Origin of the sequence: Staphylococcus arlettae, from assembly GCF_025560845.1 — a bacterium.
GTDB lineage: Bacteria > Bacillota > Bacilli > Staphylococcales > Staphylococcaceae > Staphylococcus > Staphylococcus arlettae.
Genome location: NZ_CP094803.1, coordinates 368293 through 394419, shown reverse-complemented (window position 1 = coordinate 394419; position 26127 = coordinate 368293). Strand labels below are relative to the sequence as shown.

The following is a 26127-nucleotide window of genomic DNA, read 5'->3' as shown; positions in this document are numbered from 1 at the left end:
CATTATTCCTCCATATTTAAAAATACGCCTTCAATCGTATCTGTATGATATTGTTGTTTGATTTCTTCCGGAGTGCCGGTTGTGATGATACGGCCATGATTCATTAGTACTAACCTGTCGCATTTTGTCGCCTCATCTAATACATGTGTGGTAACTATGATGCTTTTCCCTTGTTCTTTGGCTAGATTTAAATCATGCCATACTGCTTGTCTAAGTTTTGGATCTATGCCTACAGTTGGTTCATCTAAAATTAACACCGCTGGGTCTTGTAAAAAACTAATAGCTAAGGATAAGCGTCTCTTCATCCCGCCTGAATAATGTTTCACCTTTTTATTTAAGGCGTCCTCAAGGTTGACCATTTCACTACAAATTTTCACACGTTCACGAATATGTTTTCGTTTTTTAATATAAATACCTGCAAAAAATTTTAAATTTTCTTTACCTGTCAAATCTTCATATAGTGCATCACTTTGTGCCATATAACCGATATCTTTCAATACCTTCCTATTGGGAATCGACTTTTCATTTATAGTAACCCATCCTGTATCAGTATGCTCCATGCCAAGTATACATTGAATCAACGTCGTTTTTCCTGTACCTGAAGGACCAATTAATCCTACAATTTCACCAGGTTCAAAATTAACATTAATATCTTCTAACACTTGTTGTTTCTTAAAAGCCTTACTCACATTGTTTACTTCAATCAATTAAACTACCCCCTAAAAGTGAGTGAATACTCATTTCTCAGTTACACATTACATTTTTTTAGTAATTAAGTCAAAGGTAATCTTATTTTGACTTAATACTGAGCTGTTGTTATCATTAAGTAGAACGGTCATTCTATCCAAAGGTGTGAAATATGATGTCACAAAAGAAGCAAGATATTTTAACAGCTGCAGAACGTTTATTTTATGATTATGGCTTTAGAGGCGTTGGTTTAAAACAAATCATTCAAGAAGCCAATGTTGCTACAATGACATTATATAATCATTTTGATTCGAAGGATAAATTGGTAGAAGCTGTATTACAACAACGTGAATCTCGCTATTGGCAATATCTTGATAGTCATGTAGCACGTAATCCACAGTACCCATTTTTATCCGCTGTAGAAGCGCATTGTCAGTGGTTAAATGATTATTCCTCTCAAGGCGATATGTTTATTCGAGCGATTGAAGATTATGCAGATCAAGATAACAAAATTGAAAATATTGCTCGTGGCCATAAACAACGTCTACTCAATTATTTGGAAAATTTAGCAACTGAAGCTGGTATTACGAATGGTGAAGACTTAGCAATTCAATTCACGCTTTTATTAGAGGGGACGACTTCTATGACTGCGCTTATTAATGCTAAAAGAGCGACTGCCCAGGCTTTGAGTATGGCACGGATGTTGCTCAATGAAGCATATAAATAATCATTATTTCGAGGTATATGCTGTAATCAGGTGTACCTCGTTTCTTAAAATCTTACATAGAATGAACGTTCTATCTAATATTAATTTAATTATAAGGAGGTAATAACCTGCACTTTTCTAAATTAGTTTTTCCAGGTATAGCCATGATTGCCACTACATATGGACTAGGGCGTTTTAGTTTCGGCTTATTTTTACCTTCCATCACTGAAGATATCGGTATGTCAACATCACAAGCCGGCATCATTTCATCTTTATTTTATTTAGCTTATTGTTTTACGATTATATATGCTACTTTACAAACAGCTACTATTGGTCCTAAACGTATGATTATGCTTGCTGGATTATCTGTTATTGTTGGTTTATTTACTATTGGTATAGCGCCAAATGCGTTAATACTATCTTTAGGTGTCCTTTTTGCTGGTGCTAGTACTGGCCTTGTTTCACCACCTTATGGTTATACTATTTCTTTATGGATTCGTATGACCGATCAAGGTAAAGCCAATACTTGGATCAATTCCGGTACAAGCTTTGGACTAATGTTTACAGGATTAACTGCAATGGTAGTATTTTTAGATTGGCGCGCAACTTATTTTATATATGGTGTTATTGCTGTTGTTGTTTTATTATGGAATTTCAAAAATATTCCACCATTACAACATAGTTTAAATATTTCAACAGGTTCATTTAATATACGTGATATCACATATAGTAAGCGCATTATCCTAGCTTCTTTACTTTTAGGTTTTGCTACAGCACCTTTTTGGACCTTTTCAAAATCCTTTATAGAACAGACAGGTCATTATACAGATTTAGAACTTTCTATATTTTGGATACTTATTGGACTTTTTGGTATTATCGGAGGAGTTTCAGGCGCTATGATTGATAAACGAGGTATACATTTCGCTTATAATTTAGGCGTTATTATGCTTGCTACTTCTTCCTTATTATTAGCATTTACACCTAATATTTGGTTATTGGCCTTTATTTCTTCAGGCTTATTTGGATTTAGTTATATTTATTTAACAGGTGTATTGTTAGTGTGGGGAATTAAAATTTTCGCCAAAAATGCTTCATTAGGTATAGGCATACCTTTTTTATTATTAGCAGTTGGCCAAGTTATAGGGTCATCATTAGCAGGTATCGTCATTGATACCGTAAACTTTCAAAATACATTTATTATATTCAGTATCACTGGCTATTTAGCGTTATTACTATATCCACAAATTAAGGTTAAAGCTAAGCCACAACCTAAAGGCAAATATAACAAGTTACAACAAAGCAATAAGGAAATACTCGACTACTATGAACAGCATAATTAAATACTACTAACTAAATCTACTCTCCATAACTGACTTCCACTACATTTATGATTTGCGTTTTAATGTATTCCAATTTTAATTGCTACTATCATTCACCTAAGTGGCCAACCATAGTTCCGCTTAGGTGAATTCATTTTAATTGAACATGGCTCTTTACTTTATTGTAGTTAAACACTATTACTAGTTAAGTTATAACTCTAACCTTGTTTTTAAAATTTTTCATATTTAATCCCTATCTTTTTAGTATGTTTTATTGATTTATAATTATATTATGTGTATAGTGTGAATTATCAGAATATTTTAAAATTAAGGAGCTTCGTTATGACTAATAATAAATGGAATTTAGATACTTTATCAATTCATGCAGGACAAGAAGTCGATGACTTTTCAAAATCAAGAGCTGTACCTATTTATCAAACTTCAAGTTATGTTTTTGATGATACAAACCACGCTCAAGCTTTATTTTCATTAGCAGAACCAGGTAATATTTATACTCGCATTATGAACCCAACTCAAAATGTCTTTGAAGAACGTATAACGGCATTAGAAGGAGGCGTAGGTGCCCTTGCAACTTCTTCTGGCCAAGCTGCTATTCACCTAGCTTTACTCAACATTGTAGAAAGCGGCGATGAAATTGTTGCTTCTTCAAACTTATACGGTGGAACTTATAATTTATTAAATGTCACTTTTAAGAAGTTAGGTATTACTGTGCATTTCGTTGATCCAAGCAATCCTGAAAACTTTGCACAAGCAATCACAGAAAAAACTAAAGCCGTCTATGCTGAAACTATTGGTAACCCACGCATAGATGTTTTAGATATTGAAGCAGTAGCTCAAGTTGCACATAACAATAACATTCCATTAATTGTTGATAATACTTTCCCTACCCCTTACTTATTACGTCCATTTGAATATGGTGCAGACATTATTGTTCATTCTGCGACTAAATTTATTGGAGGTCACGGCACATCAATAGGCGGTGTTATTGTTGATAGTGGTAAGTTTAACTGGGACAATGGTAAATTCCCTGGCTTAGTAGAACCTGATGCAAGTTATCATGGCATCTCCTATGCTCATGATGTAGGTGCAGCAGCATATATTACTAAAGCACGTGTACAATTATTACGTGATTTAGGTTCTGCCGTTTCGCCATTTAATGTACATGAATTTTTACTAGGCTTAGAAACTTTACACTTACGTTTAGAGCGTCATTCTCAAAATGCATTACAAGTGGCAGAATATTTAGAACAACATCCAAAAGTAAAATGGGTCAATTATCCAGGCTTAACAAGTAATGCTTATTACGATCTTGGTCAAAAATATTTACCAAACGGACAAGGTGCGATACTAACATTTGGTATTGACGGCACAGTTGCTGAGATTGCACAATTTGTTGATGGCTTATCATTATTTTCTCATCTCGCAAATGTTGGGGACTCAAAGTCTCTAGTAATTCATCCAGCTAGTACTACTCATCAGCAATTATCTGACGAAGAACGATTAGCTTCAGGTGTTACAAACGATCTTGTGCGTTTATCTGTTGGAACTGAAAATATCCATGATATTTTAACTGATTTGGAAAACGCCTTAAAAGAAGTTTAATTACTGTTAGATGACTCATTTTACTAAGAGGCTGGGACAATTTTGATTCGTCCTAGTCTCTTTTCATATTGGTATTAGCTAACTATATTGAAAATGCACTACAACTCATTTTTTCAACGCTAGTCATCCTTGCCTGGGTGAGACGACGAAATCATTTTTTCAAAATCAGATTTCTGTCCCATTCCCTTTAGTGTGACGGCACATTGGCTTCAGACAACCAGAAGACTACCCGCAACACATTATAATTTTTTCACTTCAGGCAACCATTTCTTTTTGAATTTATACAAAACCACTGCCATAATAATGTTAATATCTATTGGCTAGGAGGACAGACTATTGAACAGTGAACGCGATAAAATCACCATGACTGTCATTTTACTTGCGGGTAAAATACTACTCTCATCAGGCGCTGAAGTATCGCGCGTAGAAGATACCATGCGTCGTATGGCTATCAGTATGGGTTATTATAACAGTCAAGGGTACGTCATTAATGTTTTTATTAATTTTTCCTTAAGTGAAGATCACGATACACGTATCGTCAGAATCAATAAAAACATTACTAATTTATTGAAAATTTTTCAGGTCAATACTATCTCTAGACAACTCTCTAGTAACACACTGTCTATTTACGAAGCGCATCGTTTACTACAAAATATTGATCGCACCTCTTTAAGTAGTCCGCTTTGGCAAAAAGTAATCGCTGCAGGTATAATTTCTCTCAGTTTTTTATATTTACTTAATGGCGAGTGGATTAACGTACCTATTACACTACTTGCAGGAGCTATTGGTTATTTAATAGTTGAATATATGCAAAGTAAATCATTGACTATGTTTATACCAGAGTTTGTAGGTTCATTCATTTTAGGCTCAATCGTTATTTTAGGTTCTCAGATGATACATACGTACGAGTCGTTAGGACCGACAATGATCGCCTCGGTTATGCCTATTGTGCCTGGTGTAGTCATTACTACAGCAATACAAGATTTGTTTAGTCGTCATATGTTAATGTTTACTGCAAAATTTTTAGAAGCACTTGTAATCGCCTTTGCTATAGGCTCAGGTATTGCAATTGCCTATTTAATCTATTAAGGAGGCCACAAAATTATGATACTATTTTCCTGTCTATTTAGCTTTATGGCTTCTTACTTCTTTGCATTAATATATGATGCTCCAAAAAAATTATTTATACCTGCTGGATTAGCTGGTGCTTGTGGCTATATGGTACATTTTATCTTTAATTTAAGTTTTCAAATGGATACCATTTATACGAGTTTATTAGGTAGTTTGTCCTTAGGTTTAATCAGTCACATATTAAGTCGCTTATTAAAAGCACCTGTTGTGATCTTTATGATTCCCGGCATCATTCCACTTGTACCTGGAAGTCTAGCATTCAGAGCAACTCAAGAGCTAGTAACTTTGAACTTTACAGATGCTGGTAATACGTTTATACGCGCTATTTTAATTGCTGGTTCAATTGCACTTGGTCTGCTAATATCCGATCAATTGTCTAAAACTTTAAACATTAGAAAATATTGGCACATTAAGAAAAACCGCCTGTAATTATCAATATAAAAAGCACAAGTATTATTTGCATAAATACTTGTGCTTTTTATATATTACGTGACATCATACAAACCAGTTAATACATTTGCTTCTAATTTGCTTACTTCTACATTGATAGGTTTATTGGTATTTAAAATGTGTGCTTGCGCATACGTAGTAATGCATTCTTCGTAAGGTAAGGGACTTTGTGTAACCCCACCACCTAAAACAATAGTATACACATTAAAAATATTGTAAATATTAGTGCATAATTGCGCTGTCATTTGCATTATTTCTTCCATCATCGCAGTAATTTCATCATTGTCATTGTTTAAATATAACTTTATAGCTTCTTGGGTCGATACTTCACGCTCTAAAATGGTACTCGCTTTACGACTAATAGCCAAGCCTGAAATTTCGTTTTCCACACAGCCATATTGCTGGCACACCGGACATTGATAGTCACTATTACTTTTGATCATTGTATGTCCAATTTCCCCCATATTACCATCGCTTCCAGCTAATACTTCTCCATTATAGACTAGTGCCATCCCTACACCTGTACTAATTGTTAAATATACAAATGAAGATGTTGTTTCAGGCAACGCTCTTTTTTCAGCACGTATTGCGGCATCAGTGTCGTTTACAAAAGCTGGTTTGAATTCACTACGTGTTGTTATATATGCGCCAGCATCAAAATTTTTATACGCTTGTAGGTTAGGAGGATTTAAAAATATCCCTTGGTGATAATCACACGGACCAGGCATCGCAATATTTAACGTTTGTTGCTCAATTTGTTGATATTTTTGTAGCAATGCTTGTGCATGCTCAAGTATTTGGTCAAATTCTGCCTCAGGACTCTCTGTTATTGTTGGGAAAGTCTGCTGATCTACAACGGTCATGTGTACATCAATGACGCCTACAATAGTTTTTGTTCCTCCGATATCTACGGCTATTCTATACATTTCTTTCTCCCCCTTTAACACTAAACATAACTAACGATCATACTAAAGTTTCCTGTAAAATAAATATCTTGATCTTCAGTAGTTAGAATAAAATGTGCGCCTTTTTCCAAATCAAAGTGTTGTTGTCCTATATACAGTACACCTTCGCCCTCTATTACTGACACTAAATAATAAGGTTGCTGTTTATCAAATGCTAATTGTTGATGTATATCCCATTTTTCTACAGTAAAAAATGTCGTCGCTACTAGTTGTTGATACGTATATTGCTCGTATTGTTCTTTCGGTAACCTCGTCTGCGGAATTTGACGGTCGACATCAATCACAGCTTTACTTTGTTCTAAGTGTAATTCGCGCTGCTTGCCATTACTATCAGTACGTTCATAATCATAAATTCTATATGTAGTATCAGAAGATTGTTGTGTTTCTAAAATCATAATACCTTTACCAATTGCATGCACTGTCCCTGAAGGAACATAGAAGAAATCACCTTTTGTTACTTTAATATGATGAAACAATGTTTCAAAATCACCTTGGTCTAACATTTGATTTAATTCATCTTGGTTGTCTGCGTTAACACCATAGATAATTTCAGCATCAGGTGCGGCATCTAGAATATACCAACATTCTGTTTTACCATTTTCCCCTTCATATTTTTGTGCATAATTATCATCAGGATGTACTTGGACTGACAATTTATCATTGGCATCAAGAATTTTCGTCAATAAAGGAAAATTCTGTTGTCCACTAGCCCCAAATAATGACGGTGCTTGTTCCCATACTTGGTCTAATGTATATCCTTGATAAGGTCCATTCGTAATTACATTGGGACCATTGGGATGCGCTGAAATCGCCCAACATTCACCAGTGTGGTCAAAAGGAATATTATAATTAAAGTTCTTTAACTGTGTGCCTCCCCATATGCGTTCTTGAAATACAGGCTGTAAAAATAAAACCATACTATCCCACCCATTGCTTATATTAGTTTTAGTTACCGATAGATTTTCAACAATTGTTCAATAATTTTAATGTCTGCTGATTATGAGCAACTAAACACATTGACTTAATGTGCCTTTCTACGAATAGTCAAGAAACCTATCTATACTAATGATATTAATTGTAGCTACAATTAATATCATTAGCAAGTAAGCTCCGTTTAGAGTTAATTTGACCAACATGGTCAAAAGTTCTATACTTAGAGTAAAATTACCACTTAACATAATGGAAGTGATTCTTTGCATCAAGCCTTTTACAAACTAGATTCCAAAAAACAACGACAAATTATTAACGCTGCTTTAAATGAATTTGCGCAAAAAGAACCTCATGACGCTTCAACTAATGCTATCGTCAGTGCTGCCAACATTAGCAAAGGAACATTATTTTATTACTTTAAAAATAAACAAAGTTTGTATCATTATTTAATTGACTATGCTTTAGAGTTTGTTCGTGAAGAGTATCTTAATAAAGTTGATATGTCACAGCAAGATATTTTCAACAGAATTCAAGCTATGATGATAATAAAAATGAAAATGTTAAAAAGTCATCCTACTATTATTAATTTTTTAAGTTTACCTATCCTTGCAACTACGCACAACGAACTTAGCGACGACTTAGTAACCAAAATTAAACAATTAGAACAACAAAGTTATGATGTAATGACTGAAAATATTGATTATAGTTATTTCAAAAATGACGTAAATCCAACCCACGCCTTACAGTTAATTCAGTTTATGATTACGGGTTACAGTGAATCCGTCAAACAGCACCTTACTGTCGACGATATTACTAATAATAACTACACATACTATTTTCATGAATTCGAAGTATATTTAGCGGAAATGCGCAAATTATTTTATAAATAAATGAGGTGTCACAAATGACTGTACTTAATATCACTAACTTAACCAAACGCTTTGGCAAGTTTAAAGCATTAGACGGTATAGATTTAAAATTACAACCAGGAGAAATTTTTGGTTTTATTGGACCTAACGGTGCTGGTAAATCAACAACATTACAAATCATTTTAGGTGTACTTACACCTAGTTCCGGTAATATTGAAATCTTTGGCAAAGATGCTCTAACAGAAGTAGTGACCATACATGAACATTTGGCTTTTGTTCCCGGTGATGTCAATTTATGGCCTAATTTAACTGGAGGAGAAGTTATAGATTTCTTTTTAAGTTTGCATAAGCATGCCAACTACGCGAAAAAAGAGCGTCTCATTGAGCAATTCGATTTAGATATTAGTAAAAAGTGTGGCACATATTCCAAAGGAAATCGTCAAAAAGTAGCATTAATTGCCGCATTAAGTATCGATGCTGAACTCTATATCTTCGACGAGCCAACATCTGGGTTAGACCCGTTAATGGAAGATGTATTCCAATCATGTATTAAAGAAATTAAAGCTAATAATGGTACTGTATTATTATCTAGTCATATTTTAAGTGAAGTTGAAAAACTATGTGATCGTGTCGCCATTATTCGGAAAGGCAAAATAATAGAAAATGGTACTTTAGCTGAGTTACGCCACTTAACACGTATGAACTTCATCGTTGAAACATCACATAATTTACATGATCTTCCTAATATAGCAGGTGTGCATAATATACAACAATCTGGTTCACGTTATTCGTTTGATGTTGATTCAAATAAGTTAACGCCTCTTATTCAATATTTGAGTCAATTTACTTTGACATATTTAGAAAGTAAGCCACCAACGTTAGAAGACTTATTCCGCAGACATTATGGTGACACAATAGAAGAAGGTGAGTAGTCATGCGCCAATATTTCAACAAAACATTACACTTAACACTGTTTTATTTCAAACGTAATTTAGTAACTAATGCACTATGGGTCATTAGCATCGCATTATTAACATTAATTATTCCACCTGCTTTTAAAGCGATGTACCCAACACAACGCGAATTAAATACTGTCATTCCCATGCTAGATAATCCTGCAGTAAAAACAATGTTAGGCCCGATAAAATTAGATGACGTTAATATAGCTACTGTTTTTGCGCATGAAATGCTTTTATTTACAGCAATTGTAGTAGCAATAATGAACATTTTATTTGTTGGACAACAAACACGAGGTGATGAAGAGCGAGGACGCCTCATATTATTAAACGCCTTACCTATAGGTAAACACGCTCAAATAATGAGTGTTATGTTAAATATTATAATATTAAACCTTGCTCTATTTATACCTATAGGTAGTGGTTTACTAGTTATGTCAGGAGATGGCTTTTCAACAATCGGCTCTTTACTTTATGCACTGAATTTAAGCGCAATTGGAGTGCTATTTGGTTTTCTTACATTAGTTGTAGCCCAACTTGCAACAACCGTCAGTGGGACTACTGGTATTACAATTGGCATTTTAATGTTGTCCTATTTTATAAGAGCCATTGGCGATGGTTTAGATAATGATTTGTCTTTGATGTCACCACTGGGCTGGTTGTCGAGAACATTTCCGTACGCTGAAAATAATTGGAGGCCACTCGTTTTCATAATGATACTAGTACTTATTTGTTTACCAAGCGCAATGATATTAAAAATCAAACGAGACATTAACTCAGGTTATTTACCCGAAAAATCTGGTCACACTCATCTTAAACGTTACATGAAATCACCATTGGGTTTACAGATGCGTTTACAACGTACTCTACTCGTCTCCTTTGCATGTGGACTGTTTTTACTTGGTTTATCATATGGCTCAATCTTTGGTACTTTAGATACTTTTTTTGAAGACAATCCATTATTAAAACAAATGCTAAACGGCAAAGGCGATAATTATGCAGAACAATTTTTGCCAACATTAATGGTAGTCATGGCTATGGTTGCGACAATACCAACGCTAATTTCATTGTTTAGATTCAAAACCGATAACCAACATGGATACACCCTTATGCTATTAGCCAATCCAATGACGCGTCTTACTTATTTTAGTTCTTATATTATTTTAAGTATTATTAACGCCATTATCATGATTTTTTTAGCAAGCTTAGGACTGTATATAGGGCAATATTTTGTCATGGCTCAACCCTTATCTTTATTCTCAGTCATAACTTCAGGTGTCATTTATATTCCTGCTATTTTAACTTTTGTAGCTTTAGGTATTTTAGTATTAGGTGTCTCCAACAACTTAACATCAATTGTTTATGGCTATCTTGCTTATTGTTTTGTAGTCGTCTATTTAGGTAATTTGCTTAATGTGCGAGAATGGCTGAAAAATTTAACACCTTTTCATCATATTCCACAAATACCGATAGATGATTTTACAGTACTACCCTTACTTATTTTAATCATTTTAACAGTATTCATAACTGTTTGTGGTCTCTTACTATTTCAACGTAAAGATTTATAAACGTTGTCAAAGTGCATAGAACTGCCAATATCACTAAAAAACGTAGTATAACACGAACCACTTATGCTACGTTTCTTTTTGTTTCACATGGAACAGTGACGCAGCACTACTCCTTATATTCACCTTACACATTTTAGTAGAAAGAGGATATTTTTAGAGAATTCATCACAATTTTTATTGAAGTTCGTTACATCTTAATTTTTTGGGGTAGAAAGAATATAATTCCAATAACTGATGTGAATCGTTATTCACATGCAAACACTAGTGTCATCCAGTAAAAATACATATTTTAGGAGTGTTTTTTATGCGTATTTTAGTATTAGGTGCAGGCGGCATTGGCGGATATTTCGGAGGTAGGTTAGCTGAACAAGGCAAAGATGTTACCTTTTTAGTCCGTCCCAAACGTAAAGCATCGCTTGAAAAAAATGGTTTAGTACTTAATAGTGTCAATGGTAATTATGCTTTTCAACCAAAATTAATAACGGCACAACAAGATGTAGCACCTTTTGATATTGTCTTATTGTCTTCTAAAGCCTATCATTTAGAGCAATCTATAGAAGATTTGCGACCTTTTGTTGGACCAAACACTGTCATTATCCCTTTACTCAATGGTATTGCTCATATTGCCACACTCCAACAAGCTTTTGGGCACGACCGTGTTATGGGTGGATTATGTATCATTGAAACAACGTTAGATCCATTAGGTGAAGTTAGTCATACAAGTGATTTTGACCAACTTATTTTCGGTGAACTTGATGGAGAAATGTCAGAACGCGCGCAACACATTGCCGATGCTTTTGCTGATACGAAAGCAAAATTTATGTTAAGTGAACACATCAAACGTGATATGTGGCATAAATATTTGATGATTACTGTACTATCCAGTGTCACTACCTTAATGCATGCACCAATTGGCCCTATACGTGATAGTGAAGGTGGTAAACCTTATATCGAGGCAATGTATCAAGAAGTGGCCAACATTATGCGCGCACATCAAGCACCTATCTCAGATGATATAGTAAAAAATTATATGAAATCGTTAGATAATTTATCTTATCACTTTAAAACATCCATGCAACGTGATATGGAACGTGGGTTAAACATTGAAGGCCAACATATTCAAGGCTATATTTTATCATTGGCTAATCAATATGATTTTCCTGCACCATTATTAACATCTGTATACCAAAATCTAAATGTCTATAATGAAATGCTCTCATAGATTAGCATAATATCTATAAAACTATAGTACAATTATCGACATAAAGCTTCATTTTTTCTATTTCTTGAGTTGTTTGACTCATTGATTGATTCAACATAATAACTACCACTGATAATTTATAAATTATAGTATTGTCAGTGATTTGACCGACTAAAGGCTAATGCAGTGCCCGCGGAAAGCGTACATAAAAAGAGATACTCATGTGAGTATCTCTTTTTTATTATGCCTCTTTTTGATTAGTACGTTTTTGAATCAACATTGAAATTACTGCTAAAATGACAATCAACACAACAATGCCAATTACACCTAAATATTTGGCTACATTCCCAAAAATTATACCTACCGCTAAAAAGTCAGTATCTGAGAATGTTGTGGCTGCACCACCTAAGTCACCTAAGAAAGGTAAGAACAATAATGGTAAGAACGTAATGAGCAAGCCATTTAGTGCTGAACCTGCTACCGCGCCTCGAATACCGCCACGTGCATTACCAAATACACCTGATGTTGCTCCTAAAAAGAAGTGTGCAACAACGCCTGGTAAAATAACTACACCACCAAATAAAAACAAGACAAACATTCCTATTACACCAACAATGAAACTTACAAAAAAGCCAATTAACACGGCATTTTGTGCGTATGGAAAGACGATTGGACAATCTAATGCTGGTTTTGTATTAGGTACAAGTTTCTCTGAAATACCTTTAAATGCTGGTACAATTTCAGCTAAAATTAAACGTACTCCAGTTAAAATAATAAATACCCCGGCTGCAAATGTAACACCTTGTATTAATGAAAATACAATGAAGTTTTGCCCATCACTAATATCTGAATGTACAAATGCTGGTCCAGCAAATAGTGAAGCTATAAAATAAAGTAAGGTCATCGTAATTGAAATACTAATCGTACTTTCTCTTAAGAAACCAAGACTTTTCGGAAAGTTAATGTCTTCAGTTGATTTTGATTTTCCTTTAAATAACTTACCGACTTCACCTGCAGCCCAATAACTAAGTGTCCCAAAATGTCCTAAAGCTACTTGATTATTACCGGTAATTTTTTGCATCGTTGGATGCGCTAAGGCTGGTAATATGGCCATAATTAAACCTAAAATAATCGCACCAATCACAACTGTTAATGTACCTGTAATTTTGCCGACAGATAATAAAATTGCTAAAAATGCTGCCATATAAAACGTATGGTGCCCAGTTAAAAATATATACTTCAAATTGGTAAAGCGTGCAATTAATATGTTCACAATCATTCCAAACACCATAATCAATGCTGCTGTCGTACCATATTTTTCTAACGCAATAGAGATAATTGCTTCATTATTTGGTACTACCCCTTGCACGCCAAAAGCGTGTTGGAATATTTTTCCAAAAGGTTCTAATGATTGTGTGACTACACTAGCTCCAGCACTTAACACTAAAAAGCCTAATACAGTTTTAATTGTTCCTGATGTAACATCAACTGCTGATTTCTTTTGTACGATCAGACCAATTAATGCAATCATTGCAACAAGAATAGCAGGTTGACTTAATACATCTACAATAAAATCTAATATTGCTTGCATAACATCCCCTCCAATCAATGGTTTATAATTTACCTAGTTCTTGCAATTTATCATTTAATTTAGTTTGTAGTTCTTCTTTATCTAAAATATTGTCTAAAACCAGTACGTCACCTAAATTTTTAGTGTTTTCTTCTAAGTCACGACCACAAATAAATAATTCGGCCATATCTGGGCTCGCAGTCATAACGTCACTATGCTCAACAGTAATATCTGTAGGTGCATTTAAATTTTTCAAAGCCTCTTGTGCATTCATTTCCACCATAAAGCTGCTACCTAATCCATGACCACATACTACTAAAATTTTCATTTTCATCATTCTCCTTTTAATATATTAATAATCTCTGTATTATTTTGTGCTGATAGTAATTCTTCGACTGTTTGCTTATCGCCTAAAATTTGTGCTAATTGTTTTAATATTTCTAAATGTGCTGTATTATCGACAGCACTTAGTACAAAAACTAACGACGCAAAATGTCCTTCTTCTGAAAAGTTAATATGCTGATTAAGTTTTAGTAAACTCAATCCAACTTTATGCACATGTGAATCGGGTCGTGCATGCGCAATTGCAATTTCAGGCGCAATCACAATATAGGGCCCTAATGATTCCACACTGTTAATCATTGCCGTAATATAAGGTTGGTCAAAATAGCGTTGATTTAACAATGGTTGTGCTGCAATATCTATAGCTTCAGACCAATGCTCCACATGATCTTTAATTTGCACTTTATCTGACGTTAAAATCTCTAAGGCCATTTAGCAATATCCTCCTTAATACTAATTTGCTTGATAGCTTCAATAATTTGTGGCTTATCTCCTTGTAATAAATGTGTTCTCGTAGTTTCATCCATAATTAATTCGCTTAGTTGTCGCAAGGCATTCAAATGTATTTGCGGTTGCTCGGTGGCTAACGTAATAATTACGTTTACCGGATCATACTGTTCATGGTCAAACTTAATACCTTCTGCAAAGTGGACGATACTAAATCCGACACCTTGGCGTACATGTTTATGTTGCGCATGTATTAACGCAATATGTGGACTAATAACCATATACGGACCAAACGCATCTAATTGATTGATAATATCTTGACCGTAATTTATATCTACAATTGATTTGGCAACTAATATGTCTACTGCTTGTTGAATTGCACTATTTCTAGTTACTTTTGGCTGATGAGTGATGATGTGCTCTTTAGGTAAGACATCCTGCAAATCAGGACCTAACATTTTGACATCATTGACATATTTTTCTCTTGAGGCATTAATAATTTCGTTCAATTGCATGCGATCTTCTTGAGTTAAAAATGGACTAACTCTAACTATCGGAACAGATAATTGTGTCACCTCTACTGTCGAAATCACATAATCTATACGCTCATTGCGTAGCTGTGAATCATCGATTTCGTATACTGAGTATGCATCAATTACCTCTAACTCTGGATATATATTTTTAAGCTTACTTTTTAATAATTGCGATGTCCCGATGCCAGAACCACATAACAACACTACTTTAATTGCTGGCTTTGTACTTGATGATAAGCGCTCAATTGCGGAAGCAAAATGAATAGTAATATAAGACAACTCATCCGCTTCAAATTCAATATTATATGCTTGTTCAATCAACCAGACATGATGTTTTAAAGCTTGAATAATATTCGCGTATTGCTGAGTAATTTCATCATTCAAAGGATTTTTATGAGTCAATTTAAATTTCATCCTATGAATGGCAGGTCGCAAATGAACGACTAAACCATCGAGTAATTTATTATCGGATAATAAATTAACCCCTAGTTCACCACTCATAAGTTCGACTAATTGATGCGTTAATATTTCTAATTCATCAGCATCTTCAAAGACATCATTTTCTGCGACACTTTTGGCCCCAAGTAAATGTAATGTAATAAATGCAGATTCACTAGGTGGAAATTCAACTAAAAATGCGGACTCTAATTTGTTGGTCAATGCTCTAGCAATACGAAACTGTTCAGTTTGTATTAACTTGTCATATTCTATTGTTGGTATTTCAAAGACATCTTTACTACGTGTGCGATGAATGGCAATTAAGATATGATAAATCAATCCATCAATCGCACTTTGAACCAAATGATAATTATTTTCTGACAATGTAGAAATGACTATTAACCGAATTTGTTTTAATTCATCATTAGAAAATAATTGATTCCCCATATAATGCGTATGGGTTTGAAAATATTCATGGACCCGCGCCGCGTATGCTTTTCGAAAGTTGCGTTCTTCCCCTTCAATGACAAAACCTTTATTCTTTTTATATACGAGTGATAATCCATTATTTTCCACCCAATTTTGAACTACCTTTAAATCTTCGACTATCGTTCTCCTAGACACTGAGACCATTGCCGCAAATGTTTGTGAGGATGTAGGTTCAGATGATTCAAATAATTTTAAAGTAATGTAAAGTATGCGTTCACTTTTATCATAATGAAGTGTCGGTCGCACAGCAGATTGAGTTAATTTAGCATTAGTCACATTCAATTTCGTCATTTTTACACCCTTGGACTTGTTCCGTTCAATCTTCAAGTCTAAGTCTGATGCTGAAGCTTCAATCATTTCTAAATCATATTGAATTGTACGATTCGTCACTTTTAATTGTGCTGCTAAATCATGAATTGCTATAAAAGATGCTTGTGCCACCACATAATCTACAATTTTACGTTGCCTCATACTTAACAATTCAATTGCCTCCTCACATATTTATTGTAACCGTTTTCTTAAGGGTGTAGATGTGTAATCTCATTCGCCATCTAATCCGAAAGAGTGCACATCTATAATTAAATATTATTCTAATAAAAAAGGAATAAGATAGTAATCAAATGTTAACATTTGATTAACTATACTTATCCCTTAAGAATCATTATTTAATATTGAACTTTCTACTCTACATCTCTAATGACATTTAAAAATCTTTGTAATTGTGTTGTTTGTGGATGGTTAATGATTTGATCTGGTGCACCTTGCTCCCCAATAACTCCATCATGAATAAAGGCGATTTTATTAGACACTTCTTTAGCAAACTGCATTTCATGTGTAACAATCACCATAGTCATACCTTCTTGCGCTAAATCCTTAATAACTTTTAAGACATCATTTACGAGCTCAGGATCTAGCGCAGAAGTTGGTTCATCAAACAACATAACTTTAGGATTCATCGCTAATGCACGAGCGATTGCGACACGTTGCTGTTGCCCACCAGATAATGCTAATGGTCGTTGGTCTTTTACTTCAGTTAATCCCACTTTTTCCAATAGCACAAGCGCTTGTTGTTCCGCTTCTGGTTTTTTTAATTTTTTTACAGTCACTAAACCTTCCATGACATTTTCAATTGCTGTTTTATGTGGAAATAAATTATAACTTTGGAATACCATACCTGATTTTTGACGTACCGCAATTTGTGATTTTTTGTCGTCATTTTTATAAGTTATCCCATCGACATACGCTGTTCCCTCAGACGGTAACTCTAAGGCGTTGATCATCCGTAGTAAAGTTGTTTTACCAGAACCTGAACGTCCAATCAGTGTTACCACTTCTCCTTGTTCCACCGATAAATCAATACCATTTATGACTGATTTAGTCCCGAATGCTTTATGAATGTTATTCAATTCAATCATGTACGATACCCTCTTTCTAGGTAAGATTCATAGTAGTTTTGTACGATTGAAATGATAAAACATACAACCCAGTACAAAATAGCAACTAAAATATAAATAGTTAAATATTCATATGTTGTAGATGCAACTTCTTGAGCCTTCCTGAACATTTCAGCAACTAGGATAAATCCTAATAAAGACGTATCTTTGATTAAACTTAAAAATGTATTACCTAAAGCTGGTACTGACACACGAATGGCTTGAGGTAAAATAATGCGTTGAACTGTCTGTCTATAATTCATTCCTATAGAATATGCCGCTTCCGTTTGGCCTTTTGGAATAGATATAATGCCTCCTCGAATTATTTCTGAGGCATAAGCACCTACATTTAAGGATAGTCCTATAATTGCTGCTACAACAGGTGCTAAAGTCCATTGATTCTCTGAATTGTTCGTAATTAACCTACCTAACTCCGGAATTCCATAAAAGATAATAAATAATTGTACAATCATTGGCGTTCCACGAATAATTGAAATGTAAAAACGTGCAATACCTCTCAACACACGACTTGTGGATATTCTCATCAATGCAGTAAATAATGCAATGATTAACCCTAATACAAATGTTACTAAAGTTATTGGAATCGAATATTTCACAAGACCTTCCAGCATAGGTGAAAATGCTTGCCCTGCTGCGTTTAATGCATGTTGTTGTTCATCATTAAGGTTTAGAAACATCTTCGCCAAACCATTTCTTACTTATTTTCGATAGTTCGCCATTATCTTTTAATTTTTTAACAGCTTTATTCACTTCTTTGATTGTTTTGTCATCTTCTTTTTTACTAAATGTAAATGCAGACTGACTCTTTTCTGCATCTCCTTCAATTGCTTTCACTTTTGCATTTGGTTTTTGTTTTTTATAGTCTAAATATGAAATATTATCATTAAACGTACCTTCAACACGTTTAGATTGTAATAAATCCATAGCTTGGTTAAAACCATCTACTTTCGTAATTTCAGCACCTTTAGATTTCGCTAATTTTCCATAATTTGATGTAAATGTTTGTGCTAACTTTTTACCTTTAACGTCATCAAAAGATTTAATCTTTTTATTATTTTCATTTACAACCAACACACCATGTGAATATGTGTATGGCTCAGAAAATTTATATTTCTCTTTACGTTCTTTGTTAATACCTACTTGGTTTGCTATAACATTAAAACGCCCTGAATCCAAACCAGCAAACATTGAGTCCCATTGTGTTTCTTTAAATTTAACTTTATAACCCATTTCTTTTGCAACTGCTTTTGTCACATCAATATCGTACCCAGTTAATTTATCATTCTTATCGTGAAATGAGAAAGGTGCATATGTTCCTTCTGTACCTACGACAAATGTTTTATCCTCACTTACGGTTTTCGTATCACTTTTCTTATCAGATGATTCATTGCCACAAGCTGTTAACGTAACCGCAATAATCACTGCAACTAGACTATAAAAAATCTTCTTCATCACAAAACCTCCATCCTTATTATTCTAATCGGAATAAAGATAGTTTAGACCCATACCCACAATTAGTCAACTACTCAGTATTCATTTATTCATTTATTTTACAATCGCCTGTGACTTAATATCAGCAACACAGTGAGACGCAAATGTTAGAGAGGTGTTATTTCCGCAATAAGAACGCACTATCAAATGATTCTCACATTGTATAGTGCGTTTAAAATAAAAACTATGATTGTTGTATCGTTTGATATAGTTCTATAATATTTTTGCTAAGTCATTAAAAGAAGCAATGCAAGCTGTATCAATTACCTTAAATAACCTTACCTTATTAATTGATGCACCAAAATTTATTTACACGGCCTATTTTTAATAATGATATTACATCGCAAATACTAGAAGAATATAACCATCACAAACATCTGTATGATAAAAGTAATGACATTAATTTCGAAATTGTTCCTTATCACGAATTAAACGGAGCTAGAGGTGCTGCAACCTTGGCAATACATCATTACCTTATTTGGTCTCACCGCTAGCTCCTTTATTTTAAGATGTCGTAGGTATATTGGTATCGTAATCAACTTCAAATCCCATATCTTGAATCATGTCAAAATCAAGCTGATTAGGTTGTCCACCTGTTATTAAATAGTCACCTACAAATATTGAATTAGCTACTAACAATGCTGTAGGTTGCAATGATTTTAAATTCACCTCGCGACCACCAGCTATACGAATTTCTTTAGTTGGATTAATTAAACGAAACATCGCTAAAATTCTTAGACATTTCAATGGGGTTAACTCATCCATTTCTCCAAATTTAGTACCTTTAATAGGATGTAAAAAATTAATTGGAATACTATCGGCATCGATTTGTTTTAGTGCAAAAGCCATATCAATACGATCTTGATGGCTCTCCCCCATACCACAAATCACACCTGAACATGGCGAAATTTGATTTTTCTTCATAAGTTCGACTGTTTGTACACGTTGTTCATACGTATGGGTAGAGACCACTTCGCTGTGATAATGCTCACTAGTATTTAAGTTGTGATTATAACGATCAACTCCCGCAGCTTTTAAACGTTCTGCTTGTTCCTCATTTGCTAAGCCGAGACACGCACAAATTTTTAATTGCGGATGTTTTTCCTTAATACTTTCAACGGTATGTGCAATATGATCCACTTCTTTATTACTCGGCCCTCTACCACTCATTACGATACAGTATGTCCCAATTTGATGATTATTGGCAGCTTCTGCACCTCGTTCTATTTCTTCCTGTGACACTAGCGCATAACGTTGTTTTTGTTTCATATCTCGTGATTGTCCGCAGTAACCACAGTCTTCTGGGCATATACCACTTTTGGCATTTAATATCATATTTAATTTCACTTTCTTACCATAAAAATGCTGACGTAATTTGTATGCTTCATGAACCAAATCCATTGTATCTATTGCGTCATCTTGGTATAGTTCATAAGCTTCAGCAGCAGTTATGTGTTGACCTGCTAATATTTTATGTGCTAATTCCATACTATCCCCCCTAAATATGAGAATAGTATATCATAAATGTTAACCATTTAATTTATAAAGTTAACATTTAATTTAAATAGTTTTTCAACATGAACTCAATTAACTCATTCTGCTATAGCTTTAATTATGATTTAAGTATGCATTTTCACTACGAGACGTGCAGCTTCCCCACGGTCTAAACGATCAAAACCTTCATTAATATCATCCAATGTTATGACATCTGTTAATAAAGTATCCACTGGTAAACGTTGTTGATTATATAAGGGAGTGGGACAGAAATCTGATTTTGAAAAAATGATTTCGTCGTCCCACCCCGGCAAGGATGACTAGCGTTGAAAAAAGCTCGGTTTGAAGCGAATTTTCAATGCAGTCAGCTACTGCCAATATGAAAAGAGACTAGGACGAATCAATGTTGTCCCAGCCTCTTTCGCTATATTTTATACATTTAACTGAATATTAGATTGAGTTACTACTTAAAAAATGTCACCTAAAGTCACAGACAAAATTGACTTAATAGAATGCAACCTGTTTTCGGCTTGGTCAAAAACAACTGAATGATCGCCTCTAAATACTTGGTCAGTAATTTCCATTTCGGAAATGCCAAATTGCTCATATATTTTTTGACCTACTTCTGTATTTAGATCGTGAAAGGCAGGTAAACAATGCAATACGATAACATCTGGATTCATTGTAGTTGTTAGCATTTTTTCGTTTACTTGATATGGCAATAATTGTTCTATACGTGACTGATATACAGATTGGTCATCGCCCATAGAAAACCACACATCTGTATAAATCGCATCCGTTTGAAAAACAGCTTGTTGCACATCCTCAGTAATTAATATTTTGCTACCTGACTTATTAGCATGGTACTGCGCTAATTCTTGTATTTTAATATCTGGTTGCAACGTTTTAGGTGCTGCAATGTGAACATTTATTCCTAAAATTGCACCTGTCACTAATAAATCTTGAGCTACATTATTCTGTGCATCGCCAATGTAAGTTAAAGTTTTGTCTTCGAATGTGCCCCACGTTTCTTTTAATGTGAAGAAATCCGCTATCATTTGCGTTGGATGCCATTCGTTTGTAAGACCGTTCCACACTGGTACTCCTGCATGGTTAGCCAATGTTTCAACATCTTGTTGATAATAACCTCTAAATTCAATGCCATCATACATTCTACCTAATACTTTAGCAGTGTCTTCAGTAGATTCTTTAACACCTAAATGAATATCACCTTGACCAAAATATTCAGCAGTTGCTCCTAAATCACATGCAGCAACACTAAAAGCAGCACGTGTTCGCGTCGAAGGTTTTTCAAATAATAACGCCAAATTTTTTCCTTTTAAATAAGGGTGTGGGATACCTCTGTTTTTCTTTTCTTTCAATTCACCTGTAAAGTCAATCAAAGTTAACAATTCATCCGCAGTAAAATCTGACGTTTTTAAAAAACTTTGTCCTTTAAAACTTTGCAATTTGTTTAATTCTGTTGTGTACGCCCCAACTAGATCACTCTCCAATATCCTAAGATTATATTTAATACTAAACGGGATAGCGTGAAAAATCAAGTATAAATATACTAAAATTTGCATATATTTAATATAACAATTAATCCATTACTAGTTTAAAATATTGCAAATAACATCAAAATACTGTAATAAAAGCTTTTATAAATAACGACACCAACTATAATAGAGTTAATTTACACGTTTTTATATACATCTTTAATCAGACTTTTTCTAATTCATTACATTTCAATTATCTTGCTAAAAAATAGTACACAAAAAAAAGTGACGTGATTCCTAAATAGTTATTGTGGAATCACGTCACTGTTATTGTTTTATTTACTATGTCTCAAACTTGTCATTAAGATATTTCTTCTTTTAGTTGTTTGCCTCCGGATCTTTCTTCTGGTGTTTTGAGGAAGCGAGTCATAATAGCACTTGCAGCATATAATCCAAATAATAAATACATCATACCTTGTACACCTATAGCATCGTAAAATAATGCTACTAAACCAGGTCCAACAAATACACATAGTCCTGCGCCTAAGTTTAAAATAGCCATCGCAGGTCCTTTATCACCATCTCCAACTAAAGATGGTACAAGTGCTGAAATAGGTACAAAGCCGGCTAAACACATTCCCCATAAAAATCCAACTAGTCCAACTATAAAGACATTACCTGTGAACATTTCTGGTATAAAATATAAACCTAATGTGAAAATGGCACAACCAATTCCTCCGATATAGGAAATGGTATTTTTCCAACCAATATTATCACTTAATGCCCCAAAAATAAGATTAAAAATAATATTTGCGACAAATATAGTTCCCCAAATATTTAACCATGTCGTCGTTTCAATACCTTTAGTCGATAAATATATAGGTAAAAATAGTGGAAATGCATACTGTGCAGCTTGATTAATAATACGCACGATACATGCTACTGCAACTCGCGGTTCTCTTATTAGAATAGTAATTCCTGCAAGCATTTCTGATATATGTGCTTTTGCTCCGCCTTCTCTTTCTTCTAAATTAAATTCATCTTTATTCACGAAAACAGCTAAGAATGTACCAATTAAAACCCAAATAATCGCTGTCCATAATGTAGCAAAGTGACCAAATACGTTAATTGCAAATGATGAATAGTATGCACCTAGTACACTTAACCCACCTGTAAATACAAACCAAAACCAACCTACAGCAGCACCTAAGCGTTTTTGTGGTGAACGATATGCTACCCAAACTAAAAATGAATATGCAAATAATGGATAACCAAACCCTCTAATTGCATAAGATGGTATCATAAGTTCATAATTTAATGCAGGTATTGCAAACCCTACAAATATCGCATGACCAATAATATAAAGTCCTGTTCCTAACAGCATTACTTTCCGTGGACCAAAACTTTCTACTAACACTCCAGATAGCCAAGAACCAATAGCAATTGTAACACCATATGATGTCGTTAATATCGCGGTTTGATGAACTGATAATCCTTGATCTACTAAATATGGACTAATCCATGCAAGCTCTAATCCATCACCCATCATAAAAATTAATACACCGATATACCCCCATAATAGTGTCGGTGGCATTCCCACCTTCGCCAATTTGTTATTCATACTAACACATCCCTTTATTGTATATTATTCATTTACGTAGTGTTGGAACGCACTATGCAATTCCACACCAGTAACGTCATTCGTTACTCTCACTATAAATTAAGCAACCTAAAAGAAAACGTTTTCATTTGTTAGTGTAATTCTATTGCATTTTTTCTTATAATGCAAATTTATTTTCATTTATTTTCGTTTATTTTCACTTTCTCTTTGTTTTACTATTCACTTAGCATAAAACTATACCATTTAGACATTATAAAGAGAGTGGGACAGAAATTTGATTTTGAAAAAATGATTTTGTCGTCCCACCCCGGCAAGGATGACTAGCGTTAAAAAAAAGCTCGGTTTGAAGCGCATTTTCAATGCAGTCAGCTACTGCCCATATGAAAAAGAGACTAAGACAATCAATATCCTCCCAGTATCATCACAACATAAAAACCATTGTTGTTAATTTATATAGTCGGTCTTTGTGCCCGACTCTGGAAGAAAGTACGCACAAAAATACTGCCAACAAAGTTAAAAACTTTGTCGGCAGTCTGAGAACACTATATTTATACAGATAGTACTTCCATCAAATTAATTACTTTATTGATTTTTCAAATTGACTGTACAATTGTTGGGCCTCATTATCATCAGACAACCCATAGACATTCATTCTACCATCTTGAAATAAAGTACATTGCACGTGGTCATAAGAGAAAATTTTGGCAAATGGATTTGCTTTAATAAACTGACCTGGTAAATACTGAGCATTTTTAAAAGCAGATGCTTCAAACCTAAACAAGTAAGTATTACCACACAACGCTTCAATACGCTGTTGCATTGGTTTATTCAATAGTTCATATTGTTGGTTTTTACAAACAGGACAATTGTGGTCTCTCAATGTTGTAACATTAATACCTTGATGATTAAGTTTAAATGTATCTACCGTCAGTAATTTACCAGAAAACCCAACACCAGCAGCATAGCGCACTAATTCACTCACTTCCAAACTCGCCACCTGTGTCACTACAGTTGGTAAAACACCATTAACGGCACAACTTTCTGCTGTGTCAGGGATAGTATTTAATAAACATTTTAAGCACGGTCCTTGAAAATCAATACCATAAACCGTCCCTTTACTTCCTACGGCAGCACCATAAATCCATGGTATTTGATGCTTATGACATGCCTCATTAATCAGATACCTAATACGAAAGTGGTCCATACCATCAATTACAACATGTGGATTAGTATCTTGTAATATCCCTTCTATATTCGTAGTAGTCAGTTCACAGTCATAGGACTCAACAGTAACTGAGCTATTGATACGCTGTAAGTGGCGTTCAAGTGCCACAACCTTTGGCAACACTTGTTCAGCATCTTGTTCATTATACAAAGTTTGACGGTGTAAATTAGACAACTCTACAATATCCATATCAATAATAGTTAACTTGCCAATACCCATACGTGCCAACATTTCCGCAACATGACTACCTAAGGCACCCACACCAACTATCATCACATGCAGCGCCATTAATTGTCGTTGCCCTGTTTCACCAAATTGTGGAAAACGCAGTTGTCTTTCATAACGTTCAATCATAAAAAGCCAATACCTTCTGTAGGACTAGAAGCTTGCGCTGTATAACGTATTGGAATACGTCCCGCTTCATAACTTAAACGACCAGCTGCTATCCCATAACGCATCGCTTCAGCCATTTTCACCGGATCTGTAGCACTTGAAATAGCTGTATTAAGCAAAATAGCATCTGCACCAAGTTCCATAGCATGGCATGCATCTTTTGCCGAACCAATACCAGCATCAACAATTACCGGCACTGTTACTTTTTCAATAATATAACGTAAATTTAAAGGATTATTAATACCTCTCCCCGTACCAATAGGTGAAGCCAGAGGCATAACTGCATGAACCCCTAACTCAACTAATCGTTTGGCTAACACTACATCATTAGAGATATAAGGACATACAATATAACCTTTATCCAATAAAATTTTACAAGCTTCATATGTTTCAAGTGGATCCGGTAATAATGTGTCATCATCCCCTATCACTTCTACTTTAATCATGTCACAAACACCTGCATGCTGGGCAATTTCAGCAATACGTACTGCTTCGGCTGCAGTATGTGCACCAGCAGTGTTAGGAAATGTAATATATTTTGATAAATTTACGTTAGCTAATGGATTAGGTAATTCCTTATCATATAAATTCATTCTTCTTACTGCAAACGTTAATACTTCAGTTTCAGAAGCTGTAATCGCTGCTGACTGTATTTGTTCATTATCAAATTTCCCAGTACCTAATAATAAGCGTGACTTCAATTTAAATGGACCTATTTCTAACATA

General features: G+C 34.3%; 24 protein-coding genes. 9 read left to right on the top strand and 15 right to left on the bottom strand.

Features of this window, described 5'->3' with window-relative positions; all coding sequences use genetic code 11:
* Positions 1–2: 2 nt before the first annotated feature.
* Positions 3–707, bottom strand: coding sequence for an ABC transporter ATP-binding protein (locus tag MUA37_RS01745; protein WP_103388199.1), 705 nt, complete (start codon positions 705–707; stop codon positions 3–5).
* Between the two features lie 155 nt (positions 708–862).
* Here MUA37_RS01745 and MUA37_RS01740 point away from each other — a divergent pair, with 155 nt between their 5' ends.
* From MUA37_RS01740 to MUA37_RS01720, 5 genes are all read left to right on the top strand, one after another.
* Positions 863–1414 (top strand): TetR/AcrR family transcriptional regulator, encoded by a 552-nt coding sequence (locus MUA37_RS01740; RefSeq protein ID WP_002508836.1) that lies wholly within the window; start codon positions 863–865, stop codon positions 1412–1414.
* 107 nt (positions 1415–1521) lie between these two features.
* Positions 1522–2733 (top strand): MFS transporter, encoded by a 1212-nt coding sequence (locus MUA37_RS01735; protein ID WP_262624919.1) that lies wholly within the window; start codon positions 1522–1524, stop codon positions 2731–2733.
* Positions 2734–3054: 321 nt separating this feature from the next.
* Positions 3055–4335, top strand: a complete 1281-nt coding sequence (locus tag MUA37_RS01730; protein WP_262624777.1) for a homocysteine synthase — start codon at positions 3055–3057, stop codon at positions 4333–4335.
* 336 nt (positions 4336–4671) lie between these two features.
* Positions 4672–5424, top strand: a complete 753-nt coding sequence (locus MUA37_RS01725) for a threonine/serine exporter family protein (protein ID WP_002508839.1) — start codon at positions 4672–4674, stop codon at positions 5422–5424.
* Between the two features lie 15 nt (positions 5425–5439).
* Positions 5440–5895, top strand: a complete 456-nt coding sequence (locus MUA37_RS01720) for a threonine/serine exporter family protein (RefSeq protein WP_002508840.1) — start codon at positions 5440–5442, stop codon at positions 5893–5895.
* Positions 5896–5951: 56 nt separating this feature from the next.
* Here MUA37_RS01720 and MUA37_RS01715 read toward each other — a convergent pair whose 3' ends face one another.
* Complete coding sequence (locus MUA37_RS01715; protein ID WP_232198701.1) at positions 5952–6842, bottom strand: ROK family protein; 891 nt, start codon at positions 6840–6842, stop codon at positions 5952–5954.
* Positions 6843–6862: 20 nt separating this feature from the next.
* Positions 6863–7798, bottom strand: coding sequence for a mannose-6-phosphate isomerase, class I (gene manA, locus MUA37_RS01710; RefSeq protein ID WP_262624776.1), 936 nt, complete (start codon positions 7796–7798; stop codon positions 6863–6865).
* A 276-nt stretch (positions 7799–8074) separates the two neighbouring features.
* Here manA and MUA37_RS01705 point away from each other — a divergent pair, with 276 nt between their 5' ends.
* From MUA37_RS01705 to panE, 4 genes are all read left to right on the top strand, one after another.
* Positions 8075–8701, top strand: coding sequence for a TetR/AcrR family transcriptional regulator (locus MUA37_RS01705; protein ID WP_262624774.1), 627 nt, complete (start codon positions 8075–8077; stop codon positions 8699–8701).
* Positions 8702–8715: 14 nt separating this feature from the next.
* Complete coding sequence (locus MUA37_RS01700; RefSeq protein WP_002508844.1) at positions 8716–9612, top strand: ABC transporter ATP-binding protein; 897 nt, start codon at positions 8716–8718, stop codon at positions 9610–9612.
* 2 nt (positions 9613–9614) lie between these two features.
* On the top strand, positions 9615–11204 hold the full coding sequence (locus tag MUA37_RS01695; protein ID WP_262624773.1) for an ABC transporter permease: 1590 nt from the start codon (positions 9615–9617) through the stop codon (positions 11202–11204).
* Between the two features lie 304 nt (positions 11205–11508).
* Positions 11509–12426, top strand: a complete 918-nt coding sequence (panE, locus tag MUA37_RS01690; RefSeq protein ID WP_002508846.1) for a 2-dehydropantoate 2-reductase — start codon at positions 11509–11511, stop codon at positions 12424–12426.
* Between the two features lie 220 nt (positions 12427–12646).
* On the opposite strand, the gene MUA37_RS01685 is transcribed toward panE, so the two are convergent.
* From MUA37_RS01685 to MUA37_RS01625, 12 genes are all read right to left on the bottom strand, one after another.
* Positions 12647–13996 (bottom strand): PTS ascorbate transporter subunit IIC, encoded by a 1350-nt coding sequence (locus MUA37_RS01685; protein WP_262624772.1) that lies wholly within the window; start codon positions 13994–13996, stop codon positions 12647–12649.
* 22 nt (positions 13997–14018) lie between these two features.
* On the bottom strand, positions 14019–14303 hold the full coding sequence (locus MUA37_RS01680) for a PTS sugar transporter subunit IIB (protein WP_002508848.1): 285 nt from the start codon (positions 14301–14303) through the stop codon (positions 14019–14021).
* A 5-nt stretch (positions 14304–14308) separates the two neighbouring features.
* Entirely contained in the window at positions 14309–14749 is a 441-nt protein-coding gene (locus tag MUA37_RS01675) for a PTS sugar transporter subunit IIA (RefSeq protein ID WP_142019331.1), read from the bottom strand.
* Positions 14740–16695 carry a BglG family transcription antiterminator gene (locus MUA37_RS01670; protein WP_316965047.1) on the bottom strand — a complete coding sequence of 652 codons (1956 nt, stop codon included), beginning with the start codon at positions 16693–16695 and terminating at the stop codon, positions 14740–14742. The genes MUA37_RS01675 and MUA37_RS01670 overlap by 10 nt, the downstream gene beginning before the upstream one ends.
* A gap of 209 nt (positions 16696–16904) precedes the next feature.
* Positions 16905–17639, bottom strand: coding sequence for an amino acid ABC transporter ATP-binding protein (locus tag MUA37_RS01665; RefSeq protein ID WP_262624770.1), 735 nt, complete (start codon positions 17637–17639; stop codon positions 16905–16907).
* A complete protein-coding gene (locus MUA37_RS01660) occupies positions 17636–18355 on the bottom strand; it encodes an amino acid ABC transporter permease (protein WP_002508854.1) in 720 nt (239 codons plus the stop codon). The genes MUA37_RS01665 and MUA37_RS01660 overlap by 4 nt, the downstream gene beginning before the upstream one ends.
* Positions 18339–19130, bottom strand: a complete 792-nt coding sequence (locus MUA37_RS01655) for an amino acid ABC transporter substrate-binding protein (RefSeq protein ID WP_262624769.1) — start codon at positions 19128–19130, stop codon at positions 18339–18341. The genes MUA37_RS01660 and MUA37_RS01655 overlap by 17 nt, the downstream gene beginning before the upstream one ends.
* A 543-nt stretch (positions 19131–19673) precedes the next feature.
* Positions 19674–20657, bottom strand: coding sequence for a biotin synthase BioB (gene bioB, locus MUA37_RS01650; protein ID WP_107373770.1), 984 nt, complete (start codon positions 20655–20657; stop codon positions 19674–19676).
* Positions 20658–21130: 473 nt separating this feature from the next.
* Positions 21131–22132, bottom strand: a complete 1002-nt coding sequence (argF, locus tag MUA37_RS01640) for an ornithine carbamoyltransferase (protein ID WP_002508858.1) — start codon at positions 22130–22132, stop codon at positions 21131–21133.
* A 391-nt stretch (positions 22133–22523) separates the two neighbouring features.
* Positions 22524–23783, bottom strand: a complete 1260-nt coding sequence (locus MUA37_RS01635; RefSeq protein WP_262615495.1) for an MFS transporter — start codon at positions 23781–23783, stop codon at positions 22524–22526.
* A gap of 577 nt (positions 23784–24360) precedes the next feature.
* Complete coding sequence (locus tag MUA37_RS01630) at positions 24361–25359, bottom strand: ThiF family adenylyltransferase (protein WP_232198710.1); 999 nt, start codon at positions 25357–25359, stop codon at positions 24361–24363.
* Complete coding sequence (locus MUA37_RS01625; RefSeq protein WP_002508861.1) at positions 25359–26126, bottom strand: thiazole synthase; 768 nt, start codon at positions 26124–26126, stop codon at positions 25359–25361. The genes MUA37_RS01630 and MUA37_RS01625 overlap by 1 nt, the downstream gene beginning before the upstream one ends.
* Between the last annotated feature and the right edge of the window lies 1 nt (position 26127).

Coding starts and splice junctions, on each gene's coding strand:
- MUA37_RS01730 (WP_262624777.1), top strand. CDS start 3,055: ATGACTAATAATAAATGGAATTTAGATACTTTATCAATTCATGCAGGA.
- MUA37_RS01635 (WP_262615495.1), bottom strand. CDS start 23,783: ATGAATAACAAATTGGCGAAGGTGGGAATGCCACCGACACTATTATGG.
- MUA37_RS01695 (WP_262624773.1), top strand. CDS start 9,615: ATGCGCCAATATTTCAACAAAACATTACACTTAACACTGTTTTATTTC.
- MUA37_RS01665 (WP_262624770.1), bottom strand. CDS start 17,639: ATGATTGAATTGAATAACATTCATAAAGCATTCGGGACTAAATCAGTC.
- MUA37_RS01740 (WP_002508836.1), top strand. CDS start 863: ATGTCACAAAAGAAGCAAGATATTTTAACAGCTGCAGAACGTTTATTT.
- MUA37_RS01670 (WP_316965047.1), bottom strand. CDS start 16,695: ATGAGGCAACGTAAAATTGTAGATTATGTGGTGGCACAAGCATCTTTT.
- manA (WP_262624776.1), bottom strand. CDS start 7,798: ATGGTTTTATTTTTACAGCCTGTATTTCAAGAACGCATATGGGGAGGC.
- MUA37_RS01625 (WP_002508861.1), bottom strand. CDS start 26,126: ATGTTAGAAATAGGTCCATTTAAATTGAAGTCACGCTTATTATTAGGT.
- MUA37_RS01680 (WP_002508848.1), bottom strand. CDS start 14,303: ATGAAAATTTTAGTAGTATGTGGTCATGGATTAGGTAGCAGCTTTATG.
- MUA37_RS01675 (WP_142019331.1), bottom strand. CDS start 14,749: ATGGCCTTAGAGATTTTAACGTCAGATAAAGTGCAAATTAAAGATCAT.
- panE (WP_002508846.1), top strand. CDS start 11,509: ATGCGTATTTTAGTATTAGGTGCAGGCGGCATTGGCGGATATTTCGGA.
- MUA37_RS01655 (WP_262624769.1), bottom strand. CDS start 19,130: ATGAAGAAGATTTTTTATAGTCTAGTTGCAGTGATTATTGCGGTTACG.
- MUA37_RS01660 (WP_002508854.1), bottom strand. CDS start 18,355: ATGTTTCTAAACCTTAATGATGAACAACAACATGCATTAAACGCAGCA.
- MUA37_RS01685 (WP_262624772.1), bottom strand. CDS start 13,996: ATGCAAGCAATATTAGATTTTATTGTAGATGTATTAAGTCAACCTGCT.
- MUA37_RS01715 (WP_232198701.1), bottom strand. CDS start 6,842: ATGTATAGAATAGCCGTAGATATCGGAGGAACAAAAACTATTGTAGGC.
- MUA37_RS01700 (WP_002508844.1), top strand. CDS start 8,716: ATGACTGTACTTAATATCACTAACTTAACCAAACGCTTTGGCAAGTTT.
- MUA37_RS01720 (WP_002508840.1), top strand. CDS start 5,440: ATGATACTATTTTCCTGTCTATTTAGCTTTATGGCTTCTTACTTCTTT.
- bioB (WP_107373770.1), bottom strand. CDS start 20,657: ATGGAATTAGCACATAAAATATTAGCAGGTCAACACATAACTGCTGCT.